The sequence below is a fragment of the Mesobaculum littorinae genome (assembly GCF_004011175.1).
Taxonomy (GTDB): domain Bacteria; phylum Pseudomonadota; class Alphaproteobacteria; order Rhodobacterales; family Rhodobacteraceae; genus Tranquillimonas; species Tranquillimonas littorinae.
In genome coordinates this window covers 485,934-510,227 of sequence record NZ_RQXX01000002.1, presented here as the reverse complement: position 1 = coordinate 510,227, position 24,294 = coordinate 485,934, and the positions used below count along the sequence as shown (strand labels likewise).

Here is a 24,294-nt window from a genome sequence, read left to right as displayed (position 1 = left end):
CGGACCTAGAGGTAGGCCGTCGGATCGATGTCGGGATCGAAATCCTCGTCCGCATCGAGATCCGCGTCGGCCAGTTCGTCGAAGGTCTCCGGGTTCCAGATCTGGAAGGTGTCGCCGTTGCCGATGATGTAGGCCTTCTTGTCGAGCCCCGCCTCGGCACGCAGCCGCGCGGACAGAACCAGCCGCCCGGTTTCGTCCATCGACACCGTGACCGACTGGCCGTTGAACAGCCGTTGCAGGGCACGCCGCCTCTTAGAGCCGCGCGACATGCCTTTGATAATCTCGTCAATTTCATCGATGGCGGTGATCGTGTAGCATTCCAGGTGATGCCGCTTGTGATCGCCGTAGACGATGACCACGCGGGGGTGCGTTCCCGCCTCGCGGTCGGGATCGCCCATGTCGAGCACCTTGCGGAAATCGGCCGGAATCGAGACACGGGACTTGCTGTCCAGCGGGTTCGTGTGATCGCCTCTGAAGGTCTGGACCACAGCCCGGATCCCCGCTCTATTCATGCCCCCGGAATTCTGGTATTTGAACGCGAAACGGCGGACCGAAGAGCTGCCATTCTTCGATCCGCCGCCGCTCTCCCGTCGCCGGGGTCGTCCGACTGCGCGCGCCACCTGGGGGGATGTCTGCTCGCCCGCGCGCCGGATTTCAGTATCGTCAGGAAGGGGGCTGCCTGTATGAAACCTGCGTTTCTTTTATTGTGCCGCCTTAAGGTCTTGGATGCCTTTGTTTGCGTCGTTGCCCGTCTGCCTTTCGATGACCAAGGGATGCCATGGGAAAACATGGGACGCAACGAAAAACGGGCCGGTTTCCCGCCGGACGGCCTTCGGGTCGCCGCCCAAATTTGTGGATAACACGGGGATAACCCGGATTTTACACCATATGTAGGCGGCCAGCCGAAAAGCGGCCATATATATAGCCACGCCTCGTGTGGCAAAAAAGTTCCGCTTTTTTACTTAACGCGGGCGGACATCAGGGAACATCTTGCCCCGATCCGGTGTCCACGGCAGGCACTTTGCCCCCTCAGCGGGCCACAAGCCGCCGATTCACCGAGTCGTGATTCTGCCGGAGGGAACTTTTGGGCGGCTTCTACCGGATTCTGCGGGGCCAGACGCGTTACGACAGGCCCCGGCACCGCAAGTCCGCCCCGCAAGACCCGGATCTGTCCCATGGTTTCCCATAAGGCCCAGCACGTCCCATGATCTCCCACCCGGGTCCGACGCTGGACGGACCCGGGGGTTACGCGATCACGCCATCCCACCCGCGACCAGGCGGCGGGCAAGCGCGCGGTAGGGGGCTGCATCGGGCGTATCCCCCGCCGCGATGGGACGGCCGTCGTCCCCGCCCGTGCGCACGTCCAGCGCCAGCGGCAGCGCCCCGAGAAACGGCAGGTCCAGCTTTTCGGCCTCGGCCTGCACGCCGCCTTCGCCGAAGGGATGCGACGCCTCCCCGCAATGAGGGCAGTGGTAGACGGCCATGTTCTCGATCAGCCCCAGGACCGGGGTCTTGAGCGTGCGGAACATGTCGAGCGCCTTGCGCGCATCCAGCAGCGCCACGTCCTGCGGCGTCGACACCACCAGCGCGCCGGTCATCGCCGTGCGCTGGCACAGCGTCAGCTGCACGTCGCCGGTGCCGGGCGGCAGATCGACGATCAGGATGTCCAGCTCGCCCCAGGCCACCTGCCCCAGCATCTGCTGCAACGCGCCCATCAGCATCGGCCCGCGCCAGACGACCGCGCGATCGGGATCGACCATCAGCCCGATCGACATCATCGTGACGCCATGCGCCTGCAGCGGAATGATCGTCTTGCCGTCGGGCGAGGCCGGGCGCTGGCTGACCCCCATCATCCGCGGCTGCGAGGGCCCGTAGATGTCGGCGTCGAGCAGCCCGACGCGGCGCCCCTCGCGTGCCAAAGCAACGGCGAGGTTCGACGCGACGGTGGATTTGCCCACCCCGCCCTTGCCCGAGGCTACGGCGATGATCCGGTCGACCCCCGCGACTCGCTGCGGCCCCTGCCCCTGCTGCGGCGTGGGATGCCGTCCCACCTTGAGGCTGGGCGGCTCGTCCCCGCCCGCGCCGCCCCCTGCACCCGCCGGCGCCCCGGAGGAGCCGGGGCCGGGCCGGGCCGCCGGGCCATGCGCCGTCAGAACGACCGAGACCTGCGCGACATCGGGCAGCCTACGGACGGCGGCCTCGGCCGCATCGCGCGCGGGGCCGTAGGTCTGGGCCTGCTCGGCCGAGGGCGCCTCGATCACGAAACGCACGACCCCGCCTTCAACCGTGAGGGCGCGGATCATGTCACGCGACACCAGATCCCCCCCGTCAGGCAGGGCAGTGCCGCGAAGGGTGGACAGAATATCGTCGCGGGACACGGGCATGGACACTCTCCTTGGTTCTGCCCGAGTGGGACCACGGATCGCGGGGGCAGACAAGGGCGGGGACAGACACGGGATGCCCGGCGAAGCAGCAGCCTTGGCGCCCGAAAGATTAAAAAATAGGTCAGCACGTCATATGCATTTGCCGCATGGCAGCATTGACCTTTTCCGGGATTGTGCAACCGCAGCATAATGGCGATGTTTGCGTCAACAGCGGCGGACACAGCAACCGGAAGGGTCCGGGGCCGAGGGTACCGCCGCACAGACGTATGAGGCAGATGATGGCTTTTGTTAGCGCTTCGAACAACTTCGAAACCGGTGCGACGCAGCGTGCGTCGGCGGCGATCCGGTCGGTCCGTCAGCGGATGGCCCAGTATCGCGTCTACCGCGAAACGCTGAGCGAACTGGATGCCCTGAGCAACCGCGAGCTGGCCGACCTGGGCCTGGGTCGTTCGATGATCCGCCGCGTCGCTCTGGAAGCGGCTTACGGCCAATAAGGTTTTCGGCCTCGGCCACGCCACCTCCTCCCGGCGTGACCGAAGCCCGCGGTGACATCGACCTCCTCCCCGATGTCGCCGCACCCCTACAACTGATCCGGGCCCGAGGGTGACGGATCGAAGGTTCAGGGCCCCCACCTCCTCCCGGGGCGTCCTGTTCAGAGCGACGGCACCAACCTCCTCCCTGGTGTCGTCGCGCCGAATTCCGGGGCCCTCTTCTGGGTCTCAACGAGATACGGGTCGCTCCCTCCTCCTCCCTGGAGTTGGCCCGTGGTGAAGAGCGGCGGCGTCCACCTCCTCCCGGGCGTCGCCGGCCTCTCACCCGGGGTCGCAAGGCCCCGACGATATGCGGGTCGCTCCCTCCTCCTCCCTGGAGTTGGCCCGTGGTGAAGAGCGGCGGCGTCCACCTCCTCCCGGACGTCGCCGGCCTCTCACCCGGGGTCGCAAGGCCCCGACGATATGCGGGTCGCTCCCTCCTCCTCCCTGGAGTTGGCCCGTGGTGAAGAGCGGCGGCGTCCACCTCCTCCCGGACGTCGCCGGCCTCTCACCCGGGGTCGCAAGGCCCCGACGATATGCGGGTCGCTCCCTCCTCCTCCCTGGAGTTGGCCCGTGGTGAAGAGCGGCGGCGTCCACCTCCTCCCGGACGTCGCCGGCCTCTCACCCGGGGTCGCAAGGCCCCGACGATATGCGGGTCGCTCCCTCCTCCTCCCTGGAGTTGGCCCGTGGTGAAGAGCGGCGGCGTCCACCTCCTCCCGGACGTCGCCGGCCTCTCACCCGGGGTCGCGAGACCCCGACGATATGCGGGTCGCTCCCTCCTCCTCCCTGGAGTTGGCCCGTGGTGAAGAGCGGCGGCGTCCACCTCCTCCCGGGCGCCGCCGTTTTTCTTTTCCGCCCTAGCCCAGCACGGACCGGCCGCCGTTCACGCGGAGGAAAGAGGGCGGGCAGGATGGCGTGTTCAGAACGCATGTCGCGACGCAGCCGCCGCAGCGCAGGCAGGCGCGGTATTCGCCGACAGCCAGCAATTCCTCGGGCGGGATCGACTCAGGCAACACCACCTCGATGTTGTTGCCGAACCCGAAAAGCTCACCCCGGCAGAAGGTACGAGACGCGGTCATCAGCAGGACCATCGTGGGCGGCGTGCGCAATCCGGCCATTGTCACCAGAGACAGGCCGCTGTCGTCGCCCAGCTCGAGGCAAGCGATCAGCAGGTCAAAGCGCTGGCACAGCAGCTTCTGCTCAGCTTCCCACACGGTGCTGGCGCAGACGACTCGGTGCCCCGCGGCTTCGAAGACCGTCGACCAGGCGTTGGAGTTTTCAGTATCACAGTTTGCGATTAAGACCTGCAACTCGGTATCTCCGTCGAATTTGAGACACAATTGCGGCCAAGAGGTTAAGCGAAGGTTTCCGAATCTATTTATCAGGAACAATCATCGCGATCAGAAGGGAACATCATCGGCCCGATCCGCTTCGATGATGAATTTCGCAACGACTTTCTTGCGTCCGGCCTTCTCGAACTCGATATCCAGCTTGTCGCCCTCGATGCCCGCGACGGTGCCATACCCGAACTTGTTGTGAAACACCCGGTCGCCTTCGGTGAAGGACGAACTCGCGGTCATGTCGATCACCATGTTCCGGCTTTCGCGCGGCTGGCTCATCGGGCGGCTCTGGCTGCGCTCCTGCATCCGGCGCCATCCGGGGGAATTATAGGCATTCGCCCCGGCGGCCCGGTCGTGCAGGTTCGACCCGGCTTCGGCCATCACCTTGGGCGAGGCGCTGGCCGACATGCCCGCCGCGCCGTAGCCGCCGCCGTAAAGCCCCGGCGGCGTCAGCACATCGACATGCGCCTCGGGCAGTTCGTCGATGAACCGGGAAGGAAGCGCCGACTGCCATTGCCCGTAGACCCGACGGTTCGCGGCAAAGGAGATGGTGCACACCTCTTCGGCCCGCGTAATACCAACATAGGCCAGCCGCCGCTCTTCCTCGAGCCCCTTGAGCCCGCTTTCGTCCATCGACCGCTGCGACGGGAACAGGCCATCCTCCCACCCGGGCAGGAAGACGCAGGGAAACTCCAGCCCCTTGGCGGCGTGCAGCGTCATGATCGACACCTTGGCGCCCTGCTCTTCCGTCTCGTTGTCCATGATCAGCGCGACGTGTTCCAGGAACCCCTGCAGGTTCTCGAACTGCTCCAGCGCCTTGACCAGTTCCTTGAGGTTTTCCAGCCGTCCCGGCGCCTCGGGCGTCTTGTCGGTTTGCCAGTGCGCCGTGTACCCCGATTCCTCGAGGATTTGCTCGGCCAGCTCGATATGGCTAAGCCGGGTGCGCGGATCGGGTTGCGACAGGTCCTCCAGCACCAGCCCATCCTCGACCGGGGCGGCGCGTACCGGCCCCACGGCCAGATCGTGCCAGCGCGCGATCGAATCGACCAGCACCCGCAGCTCGGCCGCACCCTTGCCGCCCAGCCCCTTCTCGGAGAGAAGAATCCGCGCGCCGTCGACGAGGTTCACACCGTGTTCGCGCGCCGTCACCTGGATCTTCTGCTGCGCCTTGTCGCCAAGACCCCGCTTGGGCGTGTTGACCACCCTTTCGAAGGCCAGGTCGTCATCGGGGCTTACGGCGAGGCGGAAATAGGCCATCGCGTCGCGGATCTCCATCCGCTCGTAAAAGCGGGGGCCGCCGATCACCCGGTAGGGCAACCCGATGGTGAGGAACCGGTCCTCGAAGGCCCGCATCTGGTGGCTGGCCCGGACCAGAATCGCCATGTCGTCCAGCGATCGCTGCGTGTCGCCACGGCGGCCGCCGCTCATCGCCTCGACCTCCTCGCCGATCCAGCGCGCCTCTTCCTCGCCGTCCCAGTGGCCGATCAGGCGCACCTTCTCGCCCTCGGTCAGGTCGGTGAACAGCGTCTTGCCCAGCCGCCCCTGGTTGGCGTCGATGACGCCGCTGGCCGCGGCCAGGATGTGAGGGGTCGAGCGGTAGTTCTGCTCAAGCTTGACCACGGTGGCGCCGGGGAAATCCTTCTCGAACCGCAGGATGTTGCCCACCTCGGCGCCGCGCCAGCCATAGATCGACTGGTCGTCGTCGCCCACGCAACAGATGTTGCGGTGCCCTTGCGCCAGCAGGCGCAGCCACATGTACTGCGCGACGTTGGTATCCTGATATTCGTCCACGAGGATATAGCGGAACCAGCGCTGATACTGGGCCAGCACGTCATCATGTTCGCGAAAGATCGTCAGGACGTGCAGCAGAAGGTCGCCGAAATCGACGGCGTTCAGCGTTTTCAGCCGCTGCTGATAATAATCGTAAAGCTCGGTGCCGCGGTGGTTGTAGGCGGACGCCTCCGACGCGGGGACCTGGGCAGGCGTCCAGGCGCGGTTTTTCCACTGATCGATCAAGCCGGCCAGTTGCCGTGCGGGCCATCGCTTTTCATCTATTTCCTCAGCCGCGATCAGCTGCTTGAGCAGGCGGATCTGGTCGTCGGTGTCGAGGATGGTAAAGTTCGTCTTCAACCCCACGAGCTCGGCATGTCGGCGCAGTAGCTTGACGCAGATCGCGTGGAAGGTGCCCATCCAGGGCATCCCCTCGACCGTCTGGCCCAAAAGACGCGCCACCCGCGTCTTCATCTCGCGCGCGGCCTTGTTGGTGAAGGTCACCGCCAGAATCTCGTTCGGCCGCGCGTGCCCGGTATTCAGCAGATGCGCGATTCGCGTCGTCAGCGCCTTGGTCTTGCCGGTACCGGCGCCCGCCAACATCAAGACCGGGCCATCCAGCGCCTCGACCGCGGCGCGCTGCTGTGGGTTCAGGCCATCGAGATACGGGGCCGGACGCGCCGCCATGGCACGCGACGCAAGACCGCCGGCGCGGTCGCCCGCCTGTTCGAAGGCATCTTCCTCGCTGAAATCGTTCATGCCCCTTCCTAACCCAGCGCAGACCAAAGCGGAAGCCCGCGTTCGCATTTCGTTCCCAGACAATCCGCGGCACGCTGCCGGTCCCCCGCGGGCTTCGGACGACGCGGTAAAGGCTCTGTTTACCCTGTCGTACGAAAGTTTTGATAAACCATACTTCCGGAAGGTTTGCGCCCATGTTCAACACCGAAGACTCCGACTCTCTGGCGACCGTCCTGAACTTCTTTCAGATGCCCATGTTCGCCGTTGAACGCGTCGCCCCCGGCGCCCCGTTTCGCCTGCTGTGTATCAACGACGCGCATGCCCGGATCTCGGGCATGGACAGCGCCGCTGTTCGCGGACGCATGATATCCGAGCTTCTGGGCGCCGAAGACGCCCGGCATGTGCTGGACCGCTTCGGCCGCTGCGTCGCGACCGGCACGGCAATGCGCTATCGCGAAAAGCTGGAGCTGCCCACCGGGGTCAAGGAATGGGACACGACGATCCAGCCCGTCTTTACCAACGATGCCCGTGAACGGGTGATCGGCACCGCCATCGTGATCTCCGGTCAGGACGCCCGGCCCAGTCGCGCCTGGGAGGATGTGCGGTTCTTCTCCGCGCAGGCGAATTTCCAGCTGTCGCAGGTCGCGACCTACCTCGACGCCGTGGCACAGAACACCAAGGGCGCATCGACCGCGCCAGGCGCGGTCGCCGCGGTCAGCGGCATCTGCAGGTCGATCGAACGGGTGCTGTCCGATATTCGCGTGCTGGCCGACCGGGAATCACCGGTCGGGAATGCCCCGCCGGTCGTGGCGGCCACCGCGGCCCGTCGTCCGGGCTCGGCCAATGACGAAGACGCACCGCAACCGGCCCCCGGTGACCCTGCCACCCCTGCCTCGGACACCCCCCGCCCAGTTGGTCTTGCCTCCGGCAAAGAGATACCGGCGGGGCATGACACGGATATCTCGGCCTCGCTGCAGGATCTGCGCCAGATCGTCGGCACAATGCGATAGCCGATCGCGGTCCCGCCCCTGCCCTTTCCGCAGGCTGCACATGCAGCGGGCATTTACGGCACCGCAGAAACTCATAGAGTGACCCCGGGACACCGAAGGGGAAGCGCATGGCCGAGTTCAAGAAGATCCTGATCGCAAACCGCGGGGAAATCGCCATCAGGGTGATGCGCGCGGCCAACGAGCTTGGCAAACGCACGGTTGCCGTCTACGCGGCCGAGGACAAGCTGAGCCTGCACCGCTTCAAGGCGGACGAGGCCTACCAGATCGGCGAGGGGCTGGGCCCCGTCGCGGCCTATCTGTCGATAGACGAGATCATCCGCGTGGCCCGCATGTCGGGCGCCGACGCGATTCACCCGGGCTATGGCCTGCTGTCGGAGAACCCTGATTTCGTCGATGCCTGCCGCGAGGCCGGGATCACCTTCATCGGGCCGAAATCCGAAACGATGCGCGCGCTCGGCGACAAGGCCAGCGCCCGGCAGGTCGCGATCCGCGCCGGCGTGCCGGTCATCCCCGCGACCGAGGTTCTGGGCGACGACATGGACGCCATCGCGCGCCAGGCCGAAGAGGTCGGCTATCCGCTGATGCTCAAAGCCTCCTGGGGCGGCGGCGGGCGCGGCATGCGGCCCATCATGAAGCCCGAGGAACTGCGCGAAAAGGTGCTGGAAGGCCGGCGCGAGGCCGAGGCCGCCTTCGGCAACGGCGAGGGTTACCTGGAAAAGATGATCCTGAAGGCCCGGCATGTCGAGGTGCAGATCCTCGGCGACAGCCAGGGCAATATCTACCACCTGTGGGAGCGTGACTGTTCCGTCCAGCGGCGCAACCAGAAGGTCGTCGAACGCGCCCCCGCCCCCTACCTTTCGCCCGCCCAGCGCGAAGAGATCTGCAATCTCGGCCGCAAGATCGCCGAAGAGGTCGGCTATGAATGCGCCGGCACCATCGAGTTCCTGATGGATATGGCGACGGGCGACTTCTACTTCATCGAAGTGAACCCCCGCGTGCAGGTCGAACACACCGTGACCGAAGAGGTCACCGGCATCGACATCGTGCAGGCCCAGATCAAGATCGCCGAGGGCGCCAGCCTCATGGAGGCGACGGGCGTCGCCACCCAGTACGACGTGCGCCTGAACGGCCACGCGATCCAGTGCCGGGTGACGACAGAGGACCCACACAACAACTTCATCCCCGATTACGGCCGCATCACCGCCTATCGCGGCGCCACCGGCATGGGCATCCGGCTGGACGGCGGCACCGCGTATTCCGGCGCGGTGATCACCCGATACTACGATTCGCTGCTGGAGAAGGTCACCGCCTGGGCCCCCACGCCCGAGGCCGCGATCGCCCGGATGGACCGCGCCCTGCGCGAATTCCGCATCCGCGGCGTCAGCACCAACATCGATTTCGTCATCAACCTGCTGAAACACCCGACCTTCCTGTCGAACGAGTACCACACCAAGTTCATCGACCAGACGCCCGAACTCTTCGAATTCAAGGCAAGACGCGACCGCGCGACCAAGATCCTGCGCTACATCGCCGACATCACCGTCAACGGCCACCCCGAGACCGCGGGCCGCCAGATGCCCCCGGCCGAGGCCCGGGACCCCAAGCCGCCGGCTCTGCGAACGGATGCACCGAAGCCCGGCACGCGCCAGATCCTCGACCAGTTCGGACCGCAGGCCCTGGCCGACTGGATGTCCGAGCAGCCGCAGCTTCTGATCACCGACACCACGATGCGCGACGGGCACCAGTCGCTTCTGGCAACCCGTATGCGCTCGATCGACATGATCCGCGCCGCGCCCGCCTATGCCGCCAACCTGCCGCAGCTCTTTTCAGTCGAATGCTGGGGCGGCGCGACCTTCGACGTGGCCTACCGCTTTCTCCAGGAATGCCCGTGGCAACGGCTGCGCGACCTGCGCGCGGCGATGCCCAACCTGATGACCCAGATGCTGCTGCGCGCCAGCAACGGCGTGGGGTACACGAACTATCCCGACAACGTGGTGCAGAACTTCATCGCCCAGGCCGCGACCTCGGGCGTCGATGTCTTCCGCGTCTTCGACAGCCTCAACTGGGTCGAGAACATGCGCGTCGCGATGGACGCCGTGGTCGCGGCGGACAAGGTCTGCGAGGGCACGATCTGCTACACCGGCGACATCCTCGACCCCGAGCGCGCGAAATACGACCTCGAATACTACGTCTCGATGGGCAAGGAGCTGAAGGCCGCCGGCGCGCATGTGCTGGGGCTGAAGGACATGGCGGGCCTGCTGAAACCCGCCTCCGCCGGCCTGCTGATCCGTGCGCTGAAGGACGAGGTCGGACTGCCGATCCACTTCCACACCCATGACACGGCGGGCATCGCCTGCGCCACCATCCTTGCTGCCGCCGAGGCCGGGGTCGACGCGGTCGACTGCGCGATGGATTCGCTGTCGGGCAACACCAGCCAGGCGACGCTGGGCACCATTGTCGAGGCGCTGCGCCACACCGACCGCGAGACCGGGCTCGACATCACCGCGATCCGCGAGGTGTCGAATTACTTCGAAGCTGTCCGCGCGCACTACGCCGCCTTCGAATCGGGACTGCAGGCCCCTGCGTCCGAGGTCTACCTGCACGAGATGCCCGGCGGGCAGTTCACAAATCTCAAGGCGCAGGCCCGGTCCGTGGGGCTTGAGGACCGCTGGCACGAGGTGGCCGAGACCTATGCCGAGGTGAACCGCATGTTCGGCGACATCGTCAAGGTCACGCCGTCCTCCAAGGTCGTTGGCGACATGGCGCTGATGATGGTGGCCCAGGGACTGACCCGCGCCCAGGTCGAGGATCCGGCGGTCGAGGTGTCGTTTCCCGACAGCGTCATCGGCATGATGCGCGGCGAGCTGGGGCGCCCGCCCGGCGGCTTTCCCGAAGACATCGTGGCCAAGGTGCTGAAGGGAGAGGCGCCGATGGCCGACCGGCCGGGCAAGAAGCTGGCCCCCGTCGACCCCGAGGCGGCGCGCGCCGAGGCCTCGGACAAGCTTGGGGGGCTCGAACTCGATGACGAGGATCTGAACGGCTACCTGATGTATCCCAAGGTCTACCTCGATTATCGCCGCCGTCACGAGGATTACGGGCCGGTGCGGGTGCTGCCCACGCACACCTTCTTTTACGGGATGGAACCGGGCGAAAGCATCGCGGCGGAGATCGACCCGGGCAAGACGCTCGAAATCCGGTGCCAGGCCCTGGGCGAGACCAGCGAAGAGGGCGAGGCCAAGGTCTTTTTCGAGCTGAATGGCCAGCCCCGGCTGGTGCGGGTGCCCGACCGGCGGGCGGGGGCGGCGTCGCAGGCGCGGGCCAAGGCCGAGCCCGGCAACCCGCTGCATATCGGCGCGCCGATGCCCGGCGTCATCGCCTCGGTCGGCATCCAGCCCGGCGCGCAGGTCAAGGCGGGCGATCTGCTGCTGACCATCGAGGCTATGAAGATGGAGACCGGCATCCATGCCGACCGCGACGCCAAGGTGAAGGCGGTGCATGTCACGCCCGGCGCCCAGATCGACGCCAAGGACCTGCTGGTCGAGTTCGACGAGTGATCGTGGCCACGGGCGGCCCCGACGAGGGCCGCCCCCCTCGCCCGGCCGCCCATGGCGAGGACACATTGCGAGAGCCCCCGTGGCACGGGTACCTGACGCATGGGCACCTTCCGCCCCACATCCCGCGCAGCCCCGGTTTTCCGGGGACCGCGCAGGGCGTTATGGGCCGGTGTTCGGCGCGCGATAGTTTTTGCGCGGCACCGCGGCCCGGGCTCTTGGATTTTCCGGCCGCAACACCACTTTCCGCCGGACGCTCCCCTTCCCTGGATCCCTGGCTGACATCATGATCGAACTCCTTTCCGACCCCGCCGTCTGGGCGTCGTTCCTCACCCTCACGGTGCTTGAGATCGTGCTGGGGGTCGACAACGTCATCTTCATCTCGATCGCTGCCGCGAAACTGCCCGAGGCGCAGCGACGGCGGGCCCGGCTGATCGGCCTTGGCGGCGCGCTGGTGCTGCGGGTGCTACTGCTGTTCTCGATCGCGTGGATCATCGGCCTGTCCGAACCCTTCGTCACGATCATGGGCTTCGGGCTTAGCTGGCGCGACATCATCCTGCTGCTAGGCGGGCTGTTCCTGATCTGGAAGGCCTCGACCGAGATCTTTTCCGAGGTCGAGGGCAGCGGCCACCATGCGCCCGAGGGCAAGACCCACGCGACGCTGCGCTCGGTGATCTTCCAGATCATGCTGCTCGATCTGGTCTTCTCGCTCGACAGCGTGATTACCGCCGTGGGCATCGCCGACCACCTGCCGGTGATGATCGCTGCCGTTGTCGTGGCCATCGCGGTGATGATGCTGGCCGCCGAACCCATCGCCAAGTTCGTCGAAGCGCATCCTTCGACCAAGATGCTGGCGCTCGCCTTCCTTGTCATGGTGGGCATGGCGCTGATCGCGGACGGCCTGCACTTCCACATCGAACGCGGGTTCATCTATGCGGCCATGGTCTTTGCCGGCGGGGTCGAGGCACTGAACCTCTGGCGCGCCAGGCGGCGGGCGAAGATCCCCGCCGTAGCGGCTGGCGACCCGCGCCACTGACACGGGCCCTGCCGCGCGGCCCTCGCCCCGGGGACACGGCCCGGGACGCAGGCGGGCAGCTATCAAGTTACGGTCGGGCCGTCCGGGGAATCGGGCGGCCCGCTGTCGGTTTGGGGGGCCCCATCGACACGATTGGCCCTGCCTCTGCCCGCCCGGCGGACGGGCAGAGGCGCCTCGTGACCGCGCACCGCCGCTTACGTAAAGTCGTTCAGGAAATCGGAGCGTGACCGTGATTTTCCACTTGCGGCGCCCCCGCGCTCGACTTAAACACCCCCTCACCAACGGAGGCGGGCGTAGCTCAGGGGTAGAGCATTACCTTGCCAAGGTAAGGGTCGTGAGTTCGAATCTCATCGCCCGCTCCAATGGTTCCTCTAAAGATCGCGGACAGATCGCCGCCCCGGCCAACCAGGCCGGGGGCGGATCTTTCGTATTCGCGGATCTTACCAGGGGAAGCTTCCCTATCAGCCCCCTACCGGGGATCAGAACAGGCTTTCTGCGTCGATCCCCAGCGTGATCGCCCCGATAGGCTGGCCGTCCGCGCCGACGATGGTGGCCGACACCTGCCCCTGGAACGTATCGCTCGACCGGTCGAACTCGATCTCGCCGATATGCACGGCATCGGGCCCGACGCGATAGGTATCCTGATGCTTGGCCTCGTCCCCCTGCCAGTAGTCCGAGGGCAGGCCCGTCGCGGCGACGTTCAGCCCGACCGCGTCCATCAGGATCACCTCCGAAATCGCGCCAGCGGATTCCGCCATGCGGTCGTTGAGGAATTGCGAGGCGGCGGTGCCGCGCACCGCGGCGATCAGACGGCCCTCCCCCTCTTCGGCCTCGGCCCGCCAGCGCTGGTCCAGCGCATCGATCTGCGCAGGCGTCAGCGCCGCATGCTCGGCGTTCTGGGCAAGGATCGCGCGCACGATCACCGGGTCCTGCATCCAAGGGCGCACGTAGGTATCGAGGTAGATCTGCATCGATTCGGACAGATCCTGCGCCGATGCGGGCGCGGCAAGGGCGACCGCCAGCGCGGCAGCGGTCAGGCAGGGGCGAAACATCGCGGCTCTCCTATCACGAAGGGCGGCGGGATTCCCGCCGGGTCCTGCATGGTCTAGGCCGTGGGGATTGACGCTTTGCTAATTCGCGCGGCCCGGACGCGGGCCGATCACCCCTGCCGCGGGCGGAACCAGCGCGAGGCGATCGAGATCTCGATCACCGTGACCGCGATGCGGTAGAGGTGGTGGAAGGTGACGAAGGCCGGGTTCACCGCAAGCGACAGTGCGATCAGCCCCATCTCGGACACGCCGCCGGGGGCGAAGCTGATCAGCAGCGCCTCGATCCCGTTTCCGGTGACAAGGTGCAGCCCCTCCGAAAAGGCCGCCCCGATCAGCAGCATCGACACCGCCGACACCGCCGACAGGCGCAGCCCGCGGAACAGAAGCTGGCGCGTGACCCCGGCAAAGCGCGCCCCGAGCGACACGCCGATGACAATCTGCGCCACGCCGATGGTCCAGCCCGGCCCTTCGACCGTCAGAAGCCCGCTGCCGCTGGCCAGCGCGGCAAAGACCAGCGGCCCCAGAAGCTGCCCGGCCGGCAGCCTCAGCTTGATCCCCAGCACCAGCCCCGCCACGGCCACGGCAATCAGAAGCGGCAGGCTGCCCAGGCCCACGGGATGCCCGCTCAACTGCACACCGGCGGCGCTGCCCAGCGCCTCGCCATGCCAGATCGACAGGGCGAGCGGCAGGATGGTGACGACAAGGATGATCCGCAGGAAATGCTGCAGCGTCAGTAGCTGCACGTTGGCACCCGCCTGTTCGCCCAGCGTGATGCTTTCGATCAGACCGCCGGGCGAGCCGCAGAAAAAGGCGGTGGGCTTGTCGTACCCCCCCATGCGGCGGAAGATCAGGTAGTTCGTCGCATGCGCGATCAGCACGAAGAAGGTCACCGCGAAGAGGCTGATTGCCATCTCCGGGATCTGCGACACGAAGGAGGGGTCGACCTGGGCGCCGATCAGCGTGCCGACGACGGCGATGAAGATCGCGCGGATCCGCTGGGGAAAGACATAGTCGCCAGGCAGCCGGTTCTGTAGCAGGCCGATCAGCGTCGATGTCACGGCAAGGCTGCCCAGCATGTAGGGCATCGGCAGGGCCAGCGCCGCCGCCACCAGCCCCCCCGCGCCACCGGCCGCGATGAAGGCAAGCGTGATCAGGGCGCGGACGACATTGGGCGAAAACAGGGTGCGGGTCATGGGGCAGGCCTTAGCCCCATTGCCCGCGACCTGCCAGAGCCCGCGCGCCACCTGGCCGCCTCCGAATGGCCCAGGGGGGGCGGAACGGGCCCCCGCCCCTGTGCGTGGCCCCAAGCCCCCGGGGCGGATAGCGGCGGCAAGGGGAGGCCGACGGCGTTTGCCGCAGCCCGGTCGCGCCTCTATCTCTGCCCTGTCCGCAATGATGCGGCCGACATCTTCAGACTATCGGTGAGTGCAATGCGCCTGATCTCCCTCTCCACCCTCGCGGCCCTTGCGGCCTGCCCTGTCGCAGCAGACGAGCTCGACACCCAGGCCGTGGCCCTGTTCGAGGCGGCTTTTTCGGACGACATCTGCCCCCTCTATTTTGACGATCCAGCAGCGCCTGAACGCTACGACATTACGCGGGGCGAGGGTGAGGGCACCCTGACCGTCTTTGCCTTCACCTGCGATTTCGGGGCCTATAATCGCGTCGACGCCTTCGTCATCCAGACCAACCTCGACGGTCTGCACGTCGCCAGTTTCGCCCAGCCCGCGCTCGACCTGACCTACACCGACGAGAACAACACCATGGAAAGCGAGCTCGCGCACCTGGGGATAGCGGGATATGAAACGACGGCCACGCTGATCAACGCCGCGGTGGACGAGAGGACCGGTCAGATCGTCACGCAGGAGAAATGGCGCGGCGTGGGCGACGCGATGTCGGCAGGCACGTGGGACCTGACGCTACAGGGCTATGTGCTGCGCGACTACGAGGTCGATGCAAGCTACGATGGCGAACTCAACCCCGTGAGCCTGCTGAAGAACGGCCAGCCCGTCGACTGATCCACCTGCGGGCAGTCCCGTCCGGGTCCAGACCGGGTCCAGACTGGGGCCCGGCCCGGCTGGCGTCCCGGGGTCTCCTCGGCGTCACAATCCCGCGGACTTGCGCAGCATGTTGAGCGCGACGAGCAGCAGGAACGCGGCGAAGATCCGGCGCAGCGGCTTTGGGTTCGTCGCATGGGCCAACCGCACGCCCAGCGGCGCGGTCAGCAGCGTCATCGCGATGACCACCGCGAAGGCCGGCAGGTTGACCGCCCCGAGTGTCAGCGGCGGCCGCGCGCCGTCGGGGATCGACACGAAGAGGAACCCCAGCGCGGAGGGCACCGCGATCAGCAGGCCGAATCCCGAGGCGGTGGCGACGGCGCGGTGGATCGGCCGCCCGCAGAGCGTCATCACCGGCACCCCAAAGGATCCGCCCCCGATCCCCATCAGCACCGACAGGAACCCCACGACCGGAGACAGCACGGAACGCAGCGCAAGACCGGGCATGCGGTCCGACAGCCGCCACTCGGCCTTGCCGAAGGCGAGGTAGAGCCCGATCGTCACGCCCAGGATGCCGAAGATCGCCTGCAGTGTCGCGGTCCGCAGCCCCGCGGCGACGAAGACGCCGAACAGCGCTCCCACGGCGATGCCGGGCGCCCAGCTGCGCAGGATGCTCCAGTCCACCGCGCCCTTGCGGTGGTGCCCCGACAGCGACCGGAGCGAGGTGACGATGATCGTCGCCAGCGATGTCGCAAGGCAGATCTGCATCAGGTAGGGCCCGCCAAAGCCCAGCGCGCCGAAGGCATAGTAGAAGGCCGGCACCAGAACGATACCGCCTCCGACCCCAAGGAGACCCGAAATCACCCCCGCCACCGCTCCGATGAGCAGCAGCAGACATAGCATCGGAACGATCATCGTGGGGTCGAGCATCCGGTGGCCTCCCTAAGGTCTCAGGCGCCCAGATAGAGCGGTTTCGTCGCCCGGACGCAATCACCATGACACCCGCCACACCACCGGACTCGTAGCCCCAGCGGGTCCGCCGCCAGCACGAGGTCGCCACCAGCACGAGCCTGCCGCCGCCACTGGCGCGCCGACAGCCCCCCAAAGCGCGGGCCACCCTTCGCAAGGCGCCTGCCCCATTTACGCCCGGGGGCAAACGGGGCTAGGTGCGCGCCACGCCTCCTCCCCCCCTGATCCGGACGCTTCGCATGGCCACACCCCCGCTCTTCCGCACGGCACTGGTCCTCGGCCTGCTTTCGGCCGTGGGTCCGCTGTCGATCGACATGTACCTGCCGGCCATGCCCGCCATCGCCACCGACCTCGATGCCTCGGCCGCGATGGTACAGGCCTCGCTCGTGGTGTTCTTCGCCACCTTCGGCGCGGCGCAACTGATCTGGGGGCCGCTGGCCGACCAGACCGGGCGGCGCCCGCCGATCCTGGCGGGGCTCGGGATCTTTGCGCTGGGGTCGCTGGGCTGCACGCTGGCCGGATCGCTCGAGGCGCTGCTGGCCTGGCGCGCGCTGCAGGGGCTCGGGGCGGCGGTGCTGATGGTGGTGCCGCGCGCGGTGATCCGCGACATGCACACCGGGCCCGAGGGCACGCGGCTGATGGCGATGGTGATGCTGGTGATCTCGGTCTCGCCGATGCTGGCGCCGCTGGCGGGTTCGGGCGTGATCTCGGTCGCGGGGTGGCGCGCGGTCTTCGGCGTGCTGGCCGCCGCGGCGGTGGTGTCGGCGGTGGTCACCCTGACGTTTCTGCCCGAAACCCTGCCGCCCGCGCGGCGCCACCCCGTGCGTCTGGGCCAGCTGCGCCGCGATGCGCGGCTTTTGCTGCGCGATCCCAAGTTCATGGGGCTGACCTTCGTCGGCGGCTTCGGCATGGCCAGCTTCTTCGTCTTCATTGCCTCGGCCAGCTTTGTCTATGTCGAGCAGTTCCACCTGACACCGACCGAGTTCTCGCTGGCCTTCGCGGCGAACGCGGCGGGCTTTTTCGGCGCCTCGCAGGTCGCGGGGCCGCTGGGCACGCGGCTGGGGATGCAACGGCTGGTCACGCTGGGGATCGGGCTGTTCCTTGGCTTTTCGATGCTGCTTCTGGGGATCGAGCTGGCCGGGCTGATCAGCTTTGCTGCGATCGTGCTGTGCCTGATCGGCGCCAACGCGGGGCTGGGGCTGGTGATCCCGGCGACGATGGTCCTGGCGCTCGACGACCATGGCGACCGGGCGGGGCTGGCGGCATCGCTTGGCGGCACCCTGCAGATGCTGGTGGGCGGCTTGATGATCGCCGCCACGGGGCCGTTCTTCGACAACACCGCGCGGCCGATGATCGTGGCCATCGCGCTGTGCGCCGCCGCCGCCGCGACGCTTCTGGCCGTCATGGCGCGGTCGCGCCTGTCACTGGGTTAGGACGTCGGAACCGGCCGGGACGGGACGCCCCCGGCCGTCGACCCCTCGCCCATGGCCTCATCGCCCGGCTGGGTCTCCGTCTCCAGCGCCTGCGTCACCGCCGCCAGCGCATCGTCGTAGACGTCCAGCCCGGCGCCCGGGCGATGCGCCCCTTCCGACAGGAGGCGGCGCCAGAGCCGCGCGCCGGGACGTCCCGCGAAAAGCCCCAGCATGTGCCGTGTCACCTGGTCCAGCCGCCCGCCGCCTTCGAGGTGGCGCGCGATATGGGGACGCATCGCCTGCGCGGCCTCGACCGCGTCGGCGCAGGGATTCGCGGCACCAAAGACCCTCCGGTCGGCCTCCAGCAGGATGTCGGCGGGGCGCTGATACGCGGCACGCCCGACCATCACGCCATGCAGACCGCGGTCGAGGAACGCCGCGGCCTCGTCCAGCGTGCCGATGCCGCCGTTGACCGACAGGTGCAGGTCGGGAAAGGCGCGCAGCATCTCGATCACCAGATCGTAGTCGAGCGGCGGGACATCGCGGTTCTCCTTGGGGCTGAGCCCCTGCAGCCACGCCTTTCGCGCATGGACGGAGACGCGGCGGATGCCCGCGTCGCGCACATGGGTCAGAAAATCGGGAAGCACCCGGGCGGGGTCCTGATCGTCGACGCCGATGCGGCATTTGACCGTCACCTCGACCGGCCCCGCCGCGGCCTGCATCGCGGCCAGGCAATCGGCCACCCGCTGCGGGTCCTTCATCAGGACGGCCCCGAAGGTGCCCGACTGCACGCGGTCGGAGGGGCAGCCGCAGTTGAGGTTGATTTCGTCGTATCCCTCACCGGCTCCGATCCGCGCGGCCTCGGCCAGCTCGGCCGGATCCGAGCCGCCCAGTTGCAGCGCGACGGGATGCTCGGCCGCATCGAAGGTCAACAGGTGCCGCGCCCCGCCCCGTACCAGCGCGGCCGAAACGACCATCTCGGTATATAGCAGGGTCTTGCGCGACAGCACGCGATGAAAGGCGCGGCAGTTGCGGTCGGTCCAGTCCATCATCGGGGCGACGGACAGGCGGGCGTGGTGATCTATCTGCATACTTCGCTTCTTCGACCTTTCGGCACCGTGGCCGACCTTGGCTGGGATGCCGCGGCACGAGGCAGTTCCCGGGACACCCGCGGCCTTCCGGCCCACGTGGATCGAGGGACCGCTGCGGGCGCCGCCGTGTCTCTGCCGCAGCAGTGGCTGCCGGGCCCGGCGGGACCGACATCCCCCTTCCCAGATGCGACGACGAACGGGTCACCGGGGGCGAGATGCGTCGCGCCTTGCTGAAGCCGCGTATAGCCGAGATCTGCGGGCCAGGGAAACCGTCAGGTTGGCCAAACCGGCGTATCGGCCAAGCCTTGCAGTGATCGGGACCAATGGCGCCCCGCGCCTGGACGCAGTGCGGCGCCCCCCTCGCTTTCGCCCGCGGATGCGCCACACCAAAGGCCGCACCCGTTCGCTGCTGGGCGCGGCGGGGCTGGCCAGCTGCTGGCGGATGGTGGCCTTGGTCGCCTCGCTCATGCTCAGAACTCCAGCACGGCTTCGTCTGCCGGGATCGACAGGCGTTCGGTCATGCCGTTCGTCTCGGCAAAGCTCAGAAGCTCGGCCCGGCTCAGCACGCAGTGATTCACCGTCTCCATGTGGTTGGCGATGATCTGCGCGCCGGGGGCGGCATCGTAGACAGTCTTGATGTCTGCCGTGCCCATGATGATGGACCCCAGGCCCGGCACCTGTGCGTCACCGGCGGCCAGCACGATGACGTCGGGCCTGAACATCTTTAGGTTGGTGTCGACCATGGCGTTCCACACCGTGTCACCGGCAAGGTAGAGCGTCTTTTCTCCCTCGGCCCGGAACACCACGCCCATCACGTTGCCCAGCCGCTCGGCGCCGTAGACATAGGCCTGGTCGCTGCCGTGCTGGCCGCGGGTGCGCGACAGGGTGACGCCTTCGAAGGCGGTCTCGATCCCCAGCGGGCGCACGTCGGTAAAGCCCATGGCCCTGATCAGCCGGGCATCCGAGTAGTCCTGCACGAAAACCGGCTTGTTCCGCGGCAGCAGCTTGATGGCGGCTTCGTCGAAATGGTCGGGGTGCAGGTGGGTCAGGATCAGCGCGTCGAAGTCGAGGATCGTCTCCATCGGCGTGCTGAGCGCCACGCGCGGGTGGCGGATTTCGCTGTTCACCGTCCCTTCGAAGCCCGGATAGGCGTCCTTTTCGGCAAGGTAGGGATCGACGAGAAAGCGGCTGCCGCCGAAGGTGACGATCAGCGTGGCGTTCCGGATCTGGTGGATTTTCATCGCAGTCTCTTCAGCTTAGCGCGCGGCGTTGGCGGCGGCAAATTCGATGCCTTCGAGCGGCGTGTTGCTGTCGGGCCAGTATTCGTTCTGAAGGTCGATTACGACGATGGCACGGTTGGTCATGGGAACAGCCTTTCATGTGTCCTGTGTCTTGACGGCAATCTGGCCCCGCATCACCAGGGCCACCACTGGCGCTATCGACAGAATGCGGGGCAATATCGACATATGGACGACATCAGGATCGGCATTCTTCTGTATCCCGGCGCCCAGACCTCGGCGGCGATGGGCCTTGCCGACCTTTTCCATATCGCCGAACGAATGGCCCTGAGCGCGGACCGGGATATGCCGCATCTTCGGGTCCGAACCTTCACCGCAGAGGATACGGGAGCAGTCGGCACGGGGCCGAGCGCGGTGGCGCAGACCACGGGTGCGCCCGACATTGCAACGAACCACGACGCCCCTTGCCACGTGCTGGTTCTCCCGCCCACTCTCGTATCGCCGATCGAACCCGAGGTCGCGGCGCCGCTGGCCGGCTGGCTGCGGGCCCGCCATGCCGAGGGCACATCGCTCGCCTCGGTCTGCGGCGGCGCGTTCCTTCTGGCCGAGACGGGATTGCTGGACGGACGGGCCGCCACCACGCACTGGAACTATGCCGACACGTTCCGCGAGAGGTTCCCCCGGGTCGCGCTCGACACCGACCGACTGATTATCGACGGCGGCGACATCCTGTCGGCGGGGGGGCTGATGTCCTGGACCGACCTGGGCCTGAAACTGGTCGAGCGTTTCCTGGGACCGGTGATCATGGCGCAGACGGCGCGGATGATGCTGGTGGACCCGCCGGGCCGCGAACAACGCTATTACAGCAGTTTCACCCCCAGGCTGACACATGGCGACCCGGCGGTGCTGAAGGCCCAGCATGTCCTGCAGGCCAGCGAGGGCCGCGATGCCCGCCTCGCCACGCTGGCGCAGCACGCAGGGCTGGAAGAGCGCACGCTGCTGCGCCGGTTCCAGAAAGCGACCGGATTGACGACGACCGAGTATGCGCAGCGCCTGCGCGTGGCCAAGGCGCAGGAGCTTCTGCAATTCGGCCGCCTGCCGGTCGAGCGGATCTCGTGGGAGGTCGGCTATGCCGATGCCGGTGCGTTTCGCAAGGTATTCCACCGGATCGTGGGCCTGACGCCGGGGGAATACCGGCAGCGTTTCCGCACGTAACCACGGCGCCACGCCCAAGCCCCCCGCACCTGTCCCTGCCACCCTGTGCCGCGGTCGGGCATAACGCGGCACAGCCTGCCTGCGTGACCGGGCGACGCCCCCGCCGCGCGGTCATTCACAAATGGATGCAAGTTTGGGCATCCATCTACGAAAACGCCCGCCCTGCCCCGTTCGCCTGCCGACTGCGCGGGGACAGCGGGCGGAACTTCCAAGCTCTCCCTTTACAGACTGCGGTGAAGCGGGAAGTATGATGTACGCATCTAATTAGCAGTCCGACCATCCGGCCCCTCACCCGCCGCGCCCTCGCGCGGCGCGGACCGGAGGCGTGCGGCCAAAATTCAACAGGGAGATGCAGAATTGACTGACATGACCAGACGCCGTCTGCTGGGGATGATCGGCACCGCCGCCGGCAGTTCCGCGATGTACTATGCGATGACGGCCATGGGCCACGCGGCGCCGTCGAACTACACTGGCCCGATCAAGCTGGATGGCGATCCCAAGGGCGCCAAGGTTCTGGTTCTGGGGGCGGGCCTTGCCGGCATGACCGCCGCGCTGGAGCTGCGCGCCGCGGGCTATACCGTCGAGGTGCTGGAATACCGGGAAAAGGCGGGCGGCCGCTGCTGGACGCTGCGCTCGGGCGACGAGTATACCGAACTCGGCGGCGCGAAGCAGACCGTCGGCTTCTCGGACGGCAACTACATCAACCCCGGGCCCTGGCGGTTGCCGCATCACCACTATGCGGTGATGGATTACTGCCGCCGACTGAATGTCCCGATCGAGCCCTTCATCCAGACCAACTACAACGCCTATGTCCACCGCGGAGATGCCTTCGACGGCAAGCCGCAGCGCATGGGCGAGATCCTGACCGACTATCGCGGCCATGTCTCGGAACTGCTGGCCAAGGCCGTCGACCAGGGCAAGCTGGATCAGGAGGTCACCGCCGACGACAAGGAGCTTCTGCTCGAAAGCCTGCGCCGTTTCGGTGTGCTGGACGACCAGAACGCCTATGTCAAAAGCCTCGATACCAGCGGCTATCGCGGCTACGACAAGCAGCCCGGCGGCGGGGTCGACGCGGCGCCCGTGGCCTCGGACCTGAACGATCCCCAGCAGGTGATCCAGTCACAGCTCTGGCGCTATTTCTCGACCCACGAATCGCTCGATCACTGGGCGCCGATGTTCCAGCCCGTGGGCGGGATGGACGGCATCGCCAAGGGGTTCGAACGCGAGGTCGGCGACCTGATCACCTACAACGCCAAGGTCACATCGCTGAAGCAGGACGACAGCGGCGTCACCGTGACGTGGGAGGACGCGACCGGCGCCGGCGGCGGCACCAACACCAGCACCGCGGATTACTGCGTCTGCACGATCCCCTTCTCGGTCCTGGGGCAGATCGATCACAACCTGTCTCCGGGCCTGTCGGGCGTGATCTCGTCGATGTTCTACAACGGCTCGACCAAGGTCGGGCTCGAGTTCAAGCGCCGGTTCTGGGAGCAGGACGAACAGATCTACGGCGGCATCACCTATACCGACCAGGCGATTTCGCAGATCAGCTACCCCTCGACGGGCTACCAGTCCGACGGCCCCGCGGTCCTTCTGGGGGCGTATACGTGGCGCGGGACGGACACCTTCAAGTTCAACGCCATGCAGCCCGCCGAACGGATCAAATGGGCGCTGCGGATGGGCGAGAAAATCCACCCGCAGTACCGCGACGAGTTCAAGGCGGGCGTCGCCGTCAGCTGGCACAAGGTGCCGTGGGTGCTGGGCTGCTCGGGCGTCTGGGAGGACCGCGAGGCGCAGGGCTACGAAGAGGCGATCAAGATCGACAACCGCGTCGTCTGCGCGGGTGAGCATCTGTCATACATTCCGGCCTGGCAGGAAGGCGCGATCCTGTCCTCTCTCGACGCCATCTCACGCCTCCACGACAAGGTCATCAACGGGTGAAGCCATGAAAACCGCTCTTGTTACGACAGTCTTCCTGGGTGCGGCGTCGATGGCCTTCGCCCAGTCCGCCGAGCTCGAAACCGACGCTGACACCGACACCGCGCAGGCCGCGGAGACGGGCGCCGAGGTCGGAATGAAACCGCAGGTGGCCGAGATGTCGGAGATCGCCGATCAGGCCAGCTTCGGCGCCGCGGGGTACACCTCGACCGACGGCGAGGCGCTTTATCAAAGCCTCTGCGCCGGGTGCCACATGCCGGACGGCAGCGGCGCGGTGGGCGCCGGCGCCTATCCCGCGCTGCGCGAGAACCAGAACCTCGAGTTCGCGGCCTACCCCATCACGCTGATCGTCAACGGACAATCGGCGATGCCTGCCTTCGGCGAGTTCTTGAACGACGAACAGGTGGTGGCCATCACCACCTATCTTCAGACCCATCTGGGCAACGATTACACGCCCGATGCCACAGCCGAGGACGTGGCCCTGTCGCGTCCCGTCGACCCTGCCGACCCCAACACAGCGGAGCACGAATGAGACATCACCTGATCGCCCTGGCCTCGACCGCCGTCCTTCTGGGGGCCACCGCCGCCCCGGCCGAGGTGACGCGCCACCCGATCCCGGGGTCCGACTTTCCGATCCTGCAGGCGGTCGAGGTTCCGGCCGATGCCACGCTCGTCTACCTCAGCGGGACCGTGCCGCAGGTCGTCGACGACACGGCGGAGGATGGCGCGCCCGAGAAATACGGCGATACCGCCGCGCAGACGGAAAGCACCCTGGCCTCGATCGAGGGCAAGCTGGCCGAGCTGGACCTGACCATGGGCGACGTCATCAAGATGCAGGCCTACCTTGTCCGCCCCGAGGGCGCGGATGCGATGGATTTCGGCGGCTTCATGGAGGGCTATACCCAGTATTTCGGGACCGAGGAACAGCCGAACCTGCCCACCCGCTCGGTGTTCGAGGTCGCGGGCCTCGCCAACCCCGCGTGGCTGGTCGAGATCGAGGTGGTCGCCGTGCGTCCCTGACGCTCGCGT

Annotated in this window: 19 protein-coding genes and 1 tRNA gene; 11 read left to right on the top strand and 9 right to left on the bottom strand. The window is 67.0% G+C overall.

All coding sequences use genetic code 11. The features are described from left to right. Nucleotides 1-5: 5 nt before the first annotated feature. Together mraZ and EKE94_RS07150 are read right to left on the bottom strand one after the other, a co-directional pair. Nucleotides 6-488: a division/cell wall cluster transcriptional repressor MraZ gene (gene mraZ, locus EKE94_RS07155; RefSeq protein WP_235855923.1), complete on the bottom strand. Its 483-nt coding sequence runs from the start codon at nt 486-488 to the stop codon at nt 6-8. Nucleotides 489-1,253: 765 nt separating this feature from the next. Next, nucleotides 1,254-2,384 (bottom strand): Mrp/NBP35 family ATP-binding protein, encoded by a 1,131-nt coding sequence (locus EKE94_RS07150; RefSeq protein WP_127905907.1) that lies wholly within the window; start codon nt 2,382-2,384, stop codon nt 1,254-1,256. A 278-nt stretch (nt 2,385-2,662) separates the two neighbouring features. On the opposite strand from EKE94_RS07150, the gene EKE94_RS07145 reads away from it, so the two are divergent. Beyond that, the gene (locus EKE94_RS07145; RefSeq protein WP_127906315.1) at nt 2,663-2,878 is read left to right on the top strand and encodes a DUF1127 domain-containing protein; all 216 of its coding nucleotides are present in this window, start codon (nt 2,663-2,665) and stop codon (nt 2,876-2,878) included. Nucleotides 2,879-3,771: 893 nt separating this feature from the next. Here EKE94_RS07145 and EKE94_RS07140 read toward each other — a convergent pair. Together EKE94_RS07140 and EKE94_RS07135 are read right to left on the bottom strand one after the other, a co-directional pair. After that, nucleotides 3,772-4,224 carry a response regulator gene (locus EKE94_RS07140; RefSeq protein ID WP_127905906.1) on the bottom strand — a complete coding sequence of 151 codons (453 nt, stop codon included), beginning with the start codon at nt 4,222-4,224 and terminating at the stop codon, nt 3,772-3,774. Nucleotides 4,225-4,314: 90 nt separating this feature from the next. Further along, nucleotides 4,315-6,783, bottom strand: a complete 2,469-nt coding sequence (locus EKE94_RS07135; protein WP_127905905.1) for an ATP-dependent helicase — start codon at nt 6,781-6,783, stop codon at nt 4,315-4,317. A 173-nt stretch (nt 6,784-6,956) separates the two neighbouring features. Here EKE94_RS07135 and EKE94_RS07130 point away from each other — a divergent pair, with 173 nt between their 5' ends. The 4 genes from EKE94_RS07130 (at nt 6,957) to EKE94_RS07115 (ending at nt 12,721) form a co-directional block, all read left to right on the top strand. Further along, nucleotides 6,957-7,772, top strand: coding sequence for a hypothetical protein (locus EKE94_RS07130; RefSeq protein ID WP_127905904.1), 816 nt, complete (start codon nt 6,957-6,959; stop codon nt 7,770-7,772). A 107-nt stretch (nt 7,773-7,879) separates the two neighbouring features. Further along, complete coding sequence (locus EKE94_RS07125) at nt 7,880-11,326, top strand: pyruvate carboxylase (RefSeq protein ID WP_127905903.1); 3,447 nt, start codon at nt 7,880-7,882, stop codon at nt 11,324-11,326. Between the two features lie 283 nt (nt 11,327-11,609). Next, nucleotides 11,610-12,359 (top strand): TerC family protein, encoded by a 750-nt coding sequence (locus EKE94_RS07120; RefSeq protein ID WP_127905902.1) that lies wholly within the window; start codon nt 11,610-11,612, stop codon nt 12,357-12,359. Nucleotides 12,360-12,646: 287 nt separating this feature from the next. After that, nucleotides 12,647-12,721 (top strand) — tRNA-Gly (locus EKE94_RS07115). 117 nt (nt 12,722-12,838) lie between these two features. Here the strand turns inward: EKE94_RS07115 and EKE94_RS07110 are convergent. Together EKE94_RS07110 and EKE94_RS07105 are read right to left on the bottom strand one after the other, a co-directional pair. Further along, complete coding sequence (locus EKE94_RS07110; protein WP_127905901.1) at nt 12,839-13,411, bottom strand: hypothetical protein; 573 nt, start codon at nt 13,409-13,411, stop codon at nt 12,839-12,841. A 107-nt stretch (nt 13,412-13,518) separates the two neighbouring features. Continuing rightward, a complete protein-coding gene (locus EKE94_RS07105; RefSeq protein WP_127905900.1) occupies nt 13,519-14,601 on the bottom strand; it encodes an AbrB family transcriptional regulator in 1,083 nt (360 codons plus the stop codon). A 237-nt stretch (nt 14,602-14,838) separates the two neighbouring features. On the opposite strand from EKE94_RS07105, the gene EKE94_RS07100 reads away from it, so the two are divergent. Further along, nucleotides 14,839-15,423 (top strand): DUF1176 domain-containing protein, encoded by a 585-nt coding sequence (locus EKE94_RS07100; RefSeq protein ID WP_127905899.1) that lies wholly within the window; start codon nt 14,839-14,841, stop codon nt 15,421-15,423. Nucleotides 15,424-15,507: 84 nt separating this feature from the next. Here the strand turns inward: EKE94_RS07100 and EKE94_RS07095 are convergent, their stop codons facing one another. After that, nucleotides 15,508-16,332: a sulfite exporter TauE/SafE family protein gene (locus tag EKE94_RS07095; protein WP_127905898.1), complete on the bottom strand. Its 825-nt coding sequence runs from the start codon at nt 16,330-16,332 to the stop codon at nt 15,508-15,510. Nucleotides 16,333-16,610: 278 nt separating this feature from the next. Here EKE94_RS07095 and EKE94_RS07090 point away from each other — a divergent pair, with 278 nt between their 5' ends. Then, nucleotides 16,611-17,804, top strand: coding sequence for a multidrug effflux MFS transporter (locus EKE94_RS07090; protein WP_127905897.1), 1,194 nt, complete (start codon nt 16,611-16,613; stop codon nt 17,802-17,804). Here EKE94_RS07090 and dusA read toward each other — a convergent pair. After that, the gene (gene dusA / locus EKE94_RS07085; RefSeq protein WP_127905896.1) at nt 17,801-18,874 is read right to left on the bottom strand and encodes a tRNA dihydrouridine(20/20a) synthase DusA; all 1,074 of its coding nucleotides are present in this window, start codon (nt 18,872-18,874) and stop codon (nt 17,801-17,803) included. The genes EKE94_RS07090 and dusA overlap by 4 nt on opposite strands. Nucleotides 18,875-19,344: 470 nt before the next feature. After that, on the bottom strand, nt 19,345-20,115 hold the full coding sequence (locus EKE94_RS07080; RefSeq protein ID WP_127905895.1) for an MBL fold metallo-hydrolase: 771 nt from the start codon (nt 20,113-20,115) through the stop codon (nt 19,345-19,347). Between the two features lie 225 nt (nt 20,116-20,340). Here EKE94_RS07080 and EKE94_RS07070 point away from each other — a divergent pair, with 225 nt between their 5' ends. The 4 genes from EKE94_RS07070 to EKE94_RS07055 all read left to right on the top strand — a co-directional run bounded on the left by EKE94_RS07070 (nt 20,341) and on the right by EKE94_RS07055 (nt 24,285). Beyond that, nucleotides 20,341-21,327, top strand: a complete 987-nt coding sequence (locus EKE94_RS07070) for a GlxA family transcriptional regulator (RefSeq protein ID WP_127905894.1) — start codon at nt 20,341-20,343, stop codon at nt 21,325-21,327. Between the two features lie 366 nt (nt 21,328-21,693). Further along, on the top strand, nt 21,694-23,268 hold the full coding sequence (locus EKE94_RS07065; RefSeq protein WP_164870851.1) for a flavin monoamine oxidase family protein: 1,575 nt from the start codon (nt 21,694-21,696) through the stop codon (nt 23,266-23,268). 4 nt (nt 23,269-23,272) lie between these two features. Continuing rightward, the gene (locus EKE94_RS07060; RefSeq protein WP_127905893.1) at nt 23,273-23,797 is read left to right on the top strand and encodes a c-type cytochrome; all 525 of its coding nucleotides are present in this window, start codon (nt 23,273-23,275) and stop codon (nt 23,795-23,797) included. After that, nucleotides 23,794-24,285: a RidA family protein gene (locus tag EKE94_RS07055; RefSeq protein WP_127905892.1), complete on the top strand. Its 492-nt coding sequence runs from the start codon at nt 23,794-23,796 to the stop codon at nt 24,283-24,285. The genes EKE94_RS07060 and EKE94_RS07055 overlap by 4 nt, the downstream gene beginning before the upstream one ends. The last annotated feature ends 9 nt before the right edge of the window (nt 24,286-24,294 follow it).

Bases quoted from the DNA above. Each gene is read 5' to 3' on its own strand.
- EKE94_RS07150 (WP_127905907.1), bottom strand. From the start codon at position 2,384: ATGCCCGTGTCCCGCGACGATATTCTGTCCACCCTTCGCGGCACTGCC.
- EKE94_RS07145 (WP_127906315.1), top strand. From the start codon at position 2,663: ATGGCTTTTGTTAGCGCTTCGAACAACTTCGAAACCGGTGCGACGCAG.
- EKE94_RS07135 (WP_127905905.1), bottom strand. From the start codon at position 6,783: ATGAACGATTTCAGCGAGGAAGATGCCTTCGAACAGGCGGGCGACCGC.
- EKE94_RS07130 (WP_127905904.1), top strand. From the start codon at position 6,957: ATGTTCAACACCGAAGACTCCGACTCTCTGGCGACCGTCCTGAACTTC.
- EKE94_RS07125 (WP_127905903.1), top strand. From the start codon at position 7,880: ATGGCCGAGTTCAAGAAGATCCTGATCGCAAACCGCGGGGAAATCGCC.
- EKE94_RS07120 (WP_127905902.1), top strand. From the start codon at position 11,610: ATGATCGAACTCCTTTCCGACCCCGCCGTCTGGGCGTCGTTCCTCACC.
- EKE94_RS07110 (WP_127905901.1), bottom strand. From the start codon at position 13,411: ATGTTTCGCCCCTGCCTGACCGCTGCCGCGCTGGCGGTCGCCCTTGCC.
- EKE94_RS07105 (WP_127905900.1), bottom strand. From the start codon at position 14,601: ATGACCCGCACCCTGTTTTCGCCCAATGTCGTCCGCGCCCTGATCACG.
- EKE94_RS07100 (WP_127905899.1), top strand. From the start codon at position 14,839: ATGCGCCTGATCTCCCTCTCCACCCTCGCGGCCCTTGCGGCCTGCCCT.
- EKE94_RS07095 (WP_127905898.1), bottom strand. From the start codon at position 16,332: ATGCTCGACCCCACGATGATCGTTCCGATGCTATGTCTGCTGCTGCTC.
- EKE94_RS07090 (WP_127905897.1), top strand. From the start codon at position 16,611: ATGGCCACACCCCCGCTCTTCCGCACGGCACTGGTCCTCGGCCTGCTT.
- dusA (WP_127905896.1), bottom strand. From the start codon at position 18,874: ATGCAGATAGATCACCACGCCCGCCTGTCCGTCGCCCCGATGATGGAC.
- EKE94_RS07080 (WP_127905895.1), bottom strand. From the start codon at position 20,115: ATGAAAATCCACCAGATCCGGAACGCCACGCTGATCGTCACCTTCGGC.
- EKE94_RS07070 (WP_127905894.1), top strand. From the start codon at position 20,341: ATGGACGACATCAGGATCGGCATTCTTCTGTATCCCGGCGCCCAGACC.
- EKE94_RS07065 (WP_164870851.1), top strand. From the start codon at position 21,694: ATGACCAGACGCCGTCTGCTGGGGATGATCGGCACCGCCGCCGGCAGT.
- EKE94_RS07060 (WP_127905893.1), top strand. From the start codon at position 23,273: ATGAAAACCGCTCTTGTTACGACAGTCTTCCTGGGTGCGGCGTCGATG.
- EKE94_RS07055 (WP_127905892.1), top strand. From the start codon at position 23,794: ATGAGACATCACCTGATCGCCCTGGCCTCGACCGCCGTCCTTCTGGGG.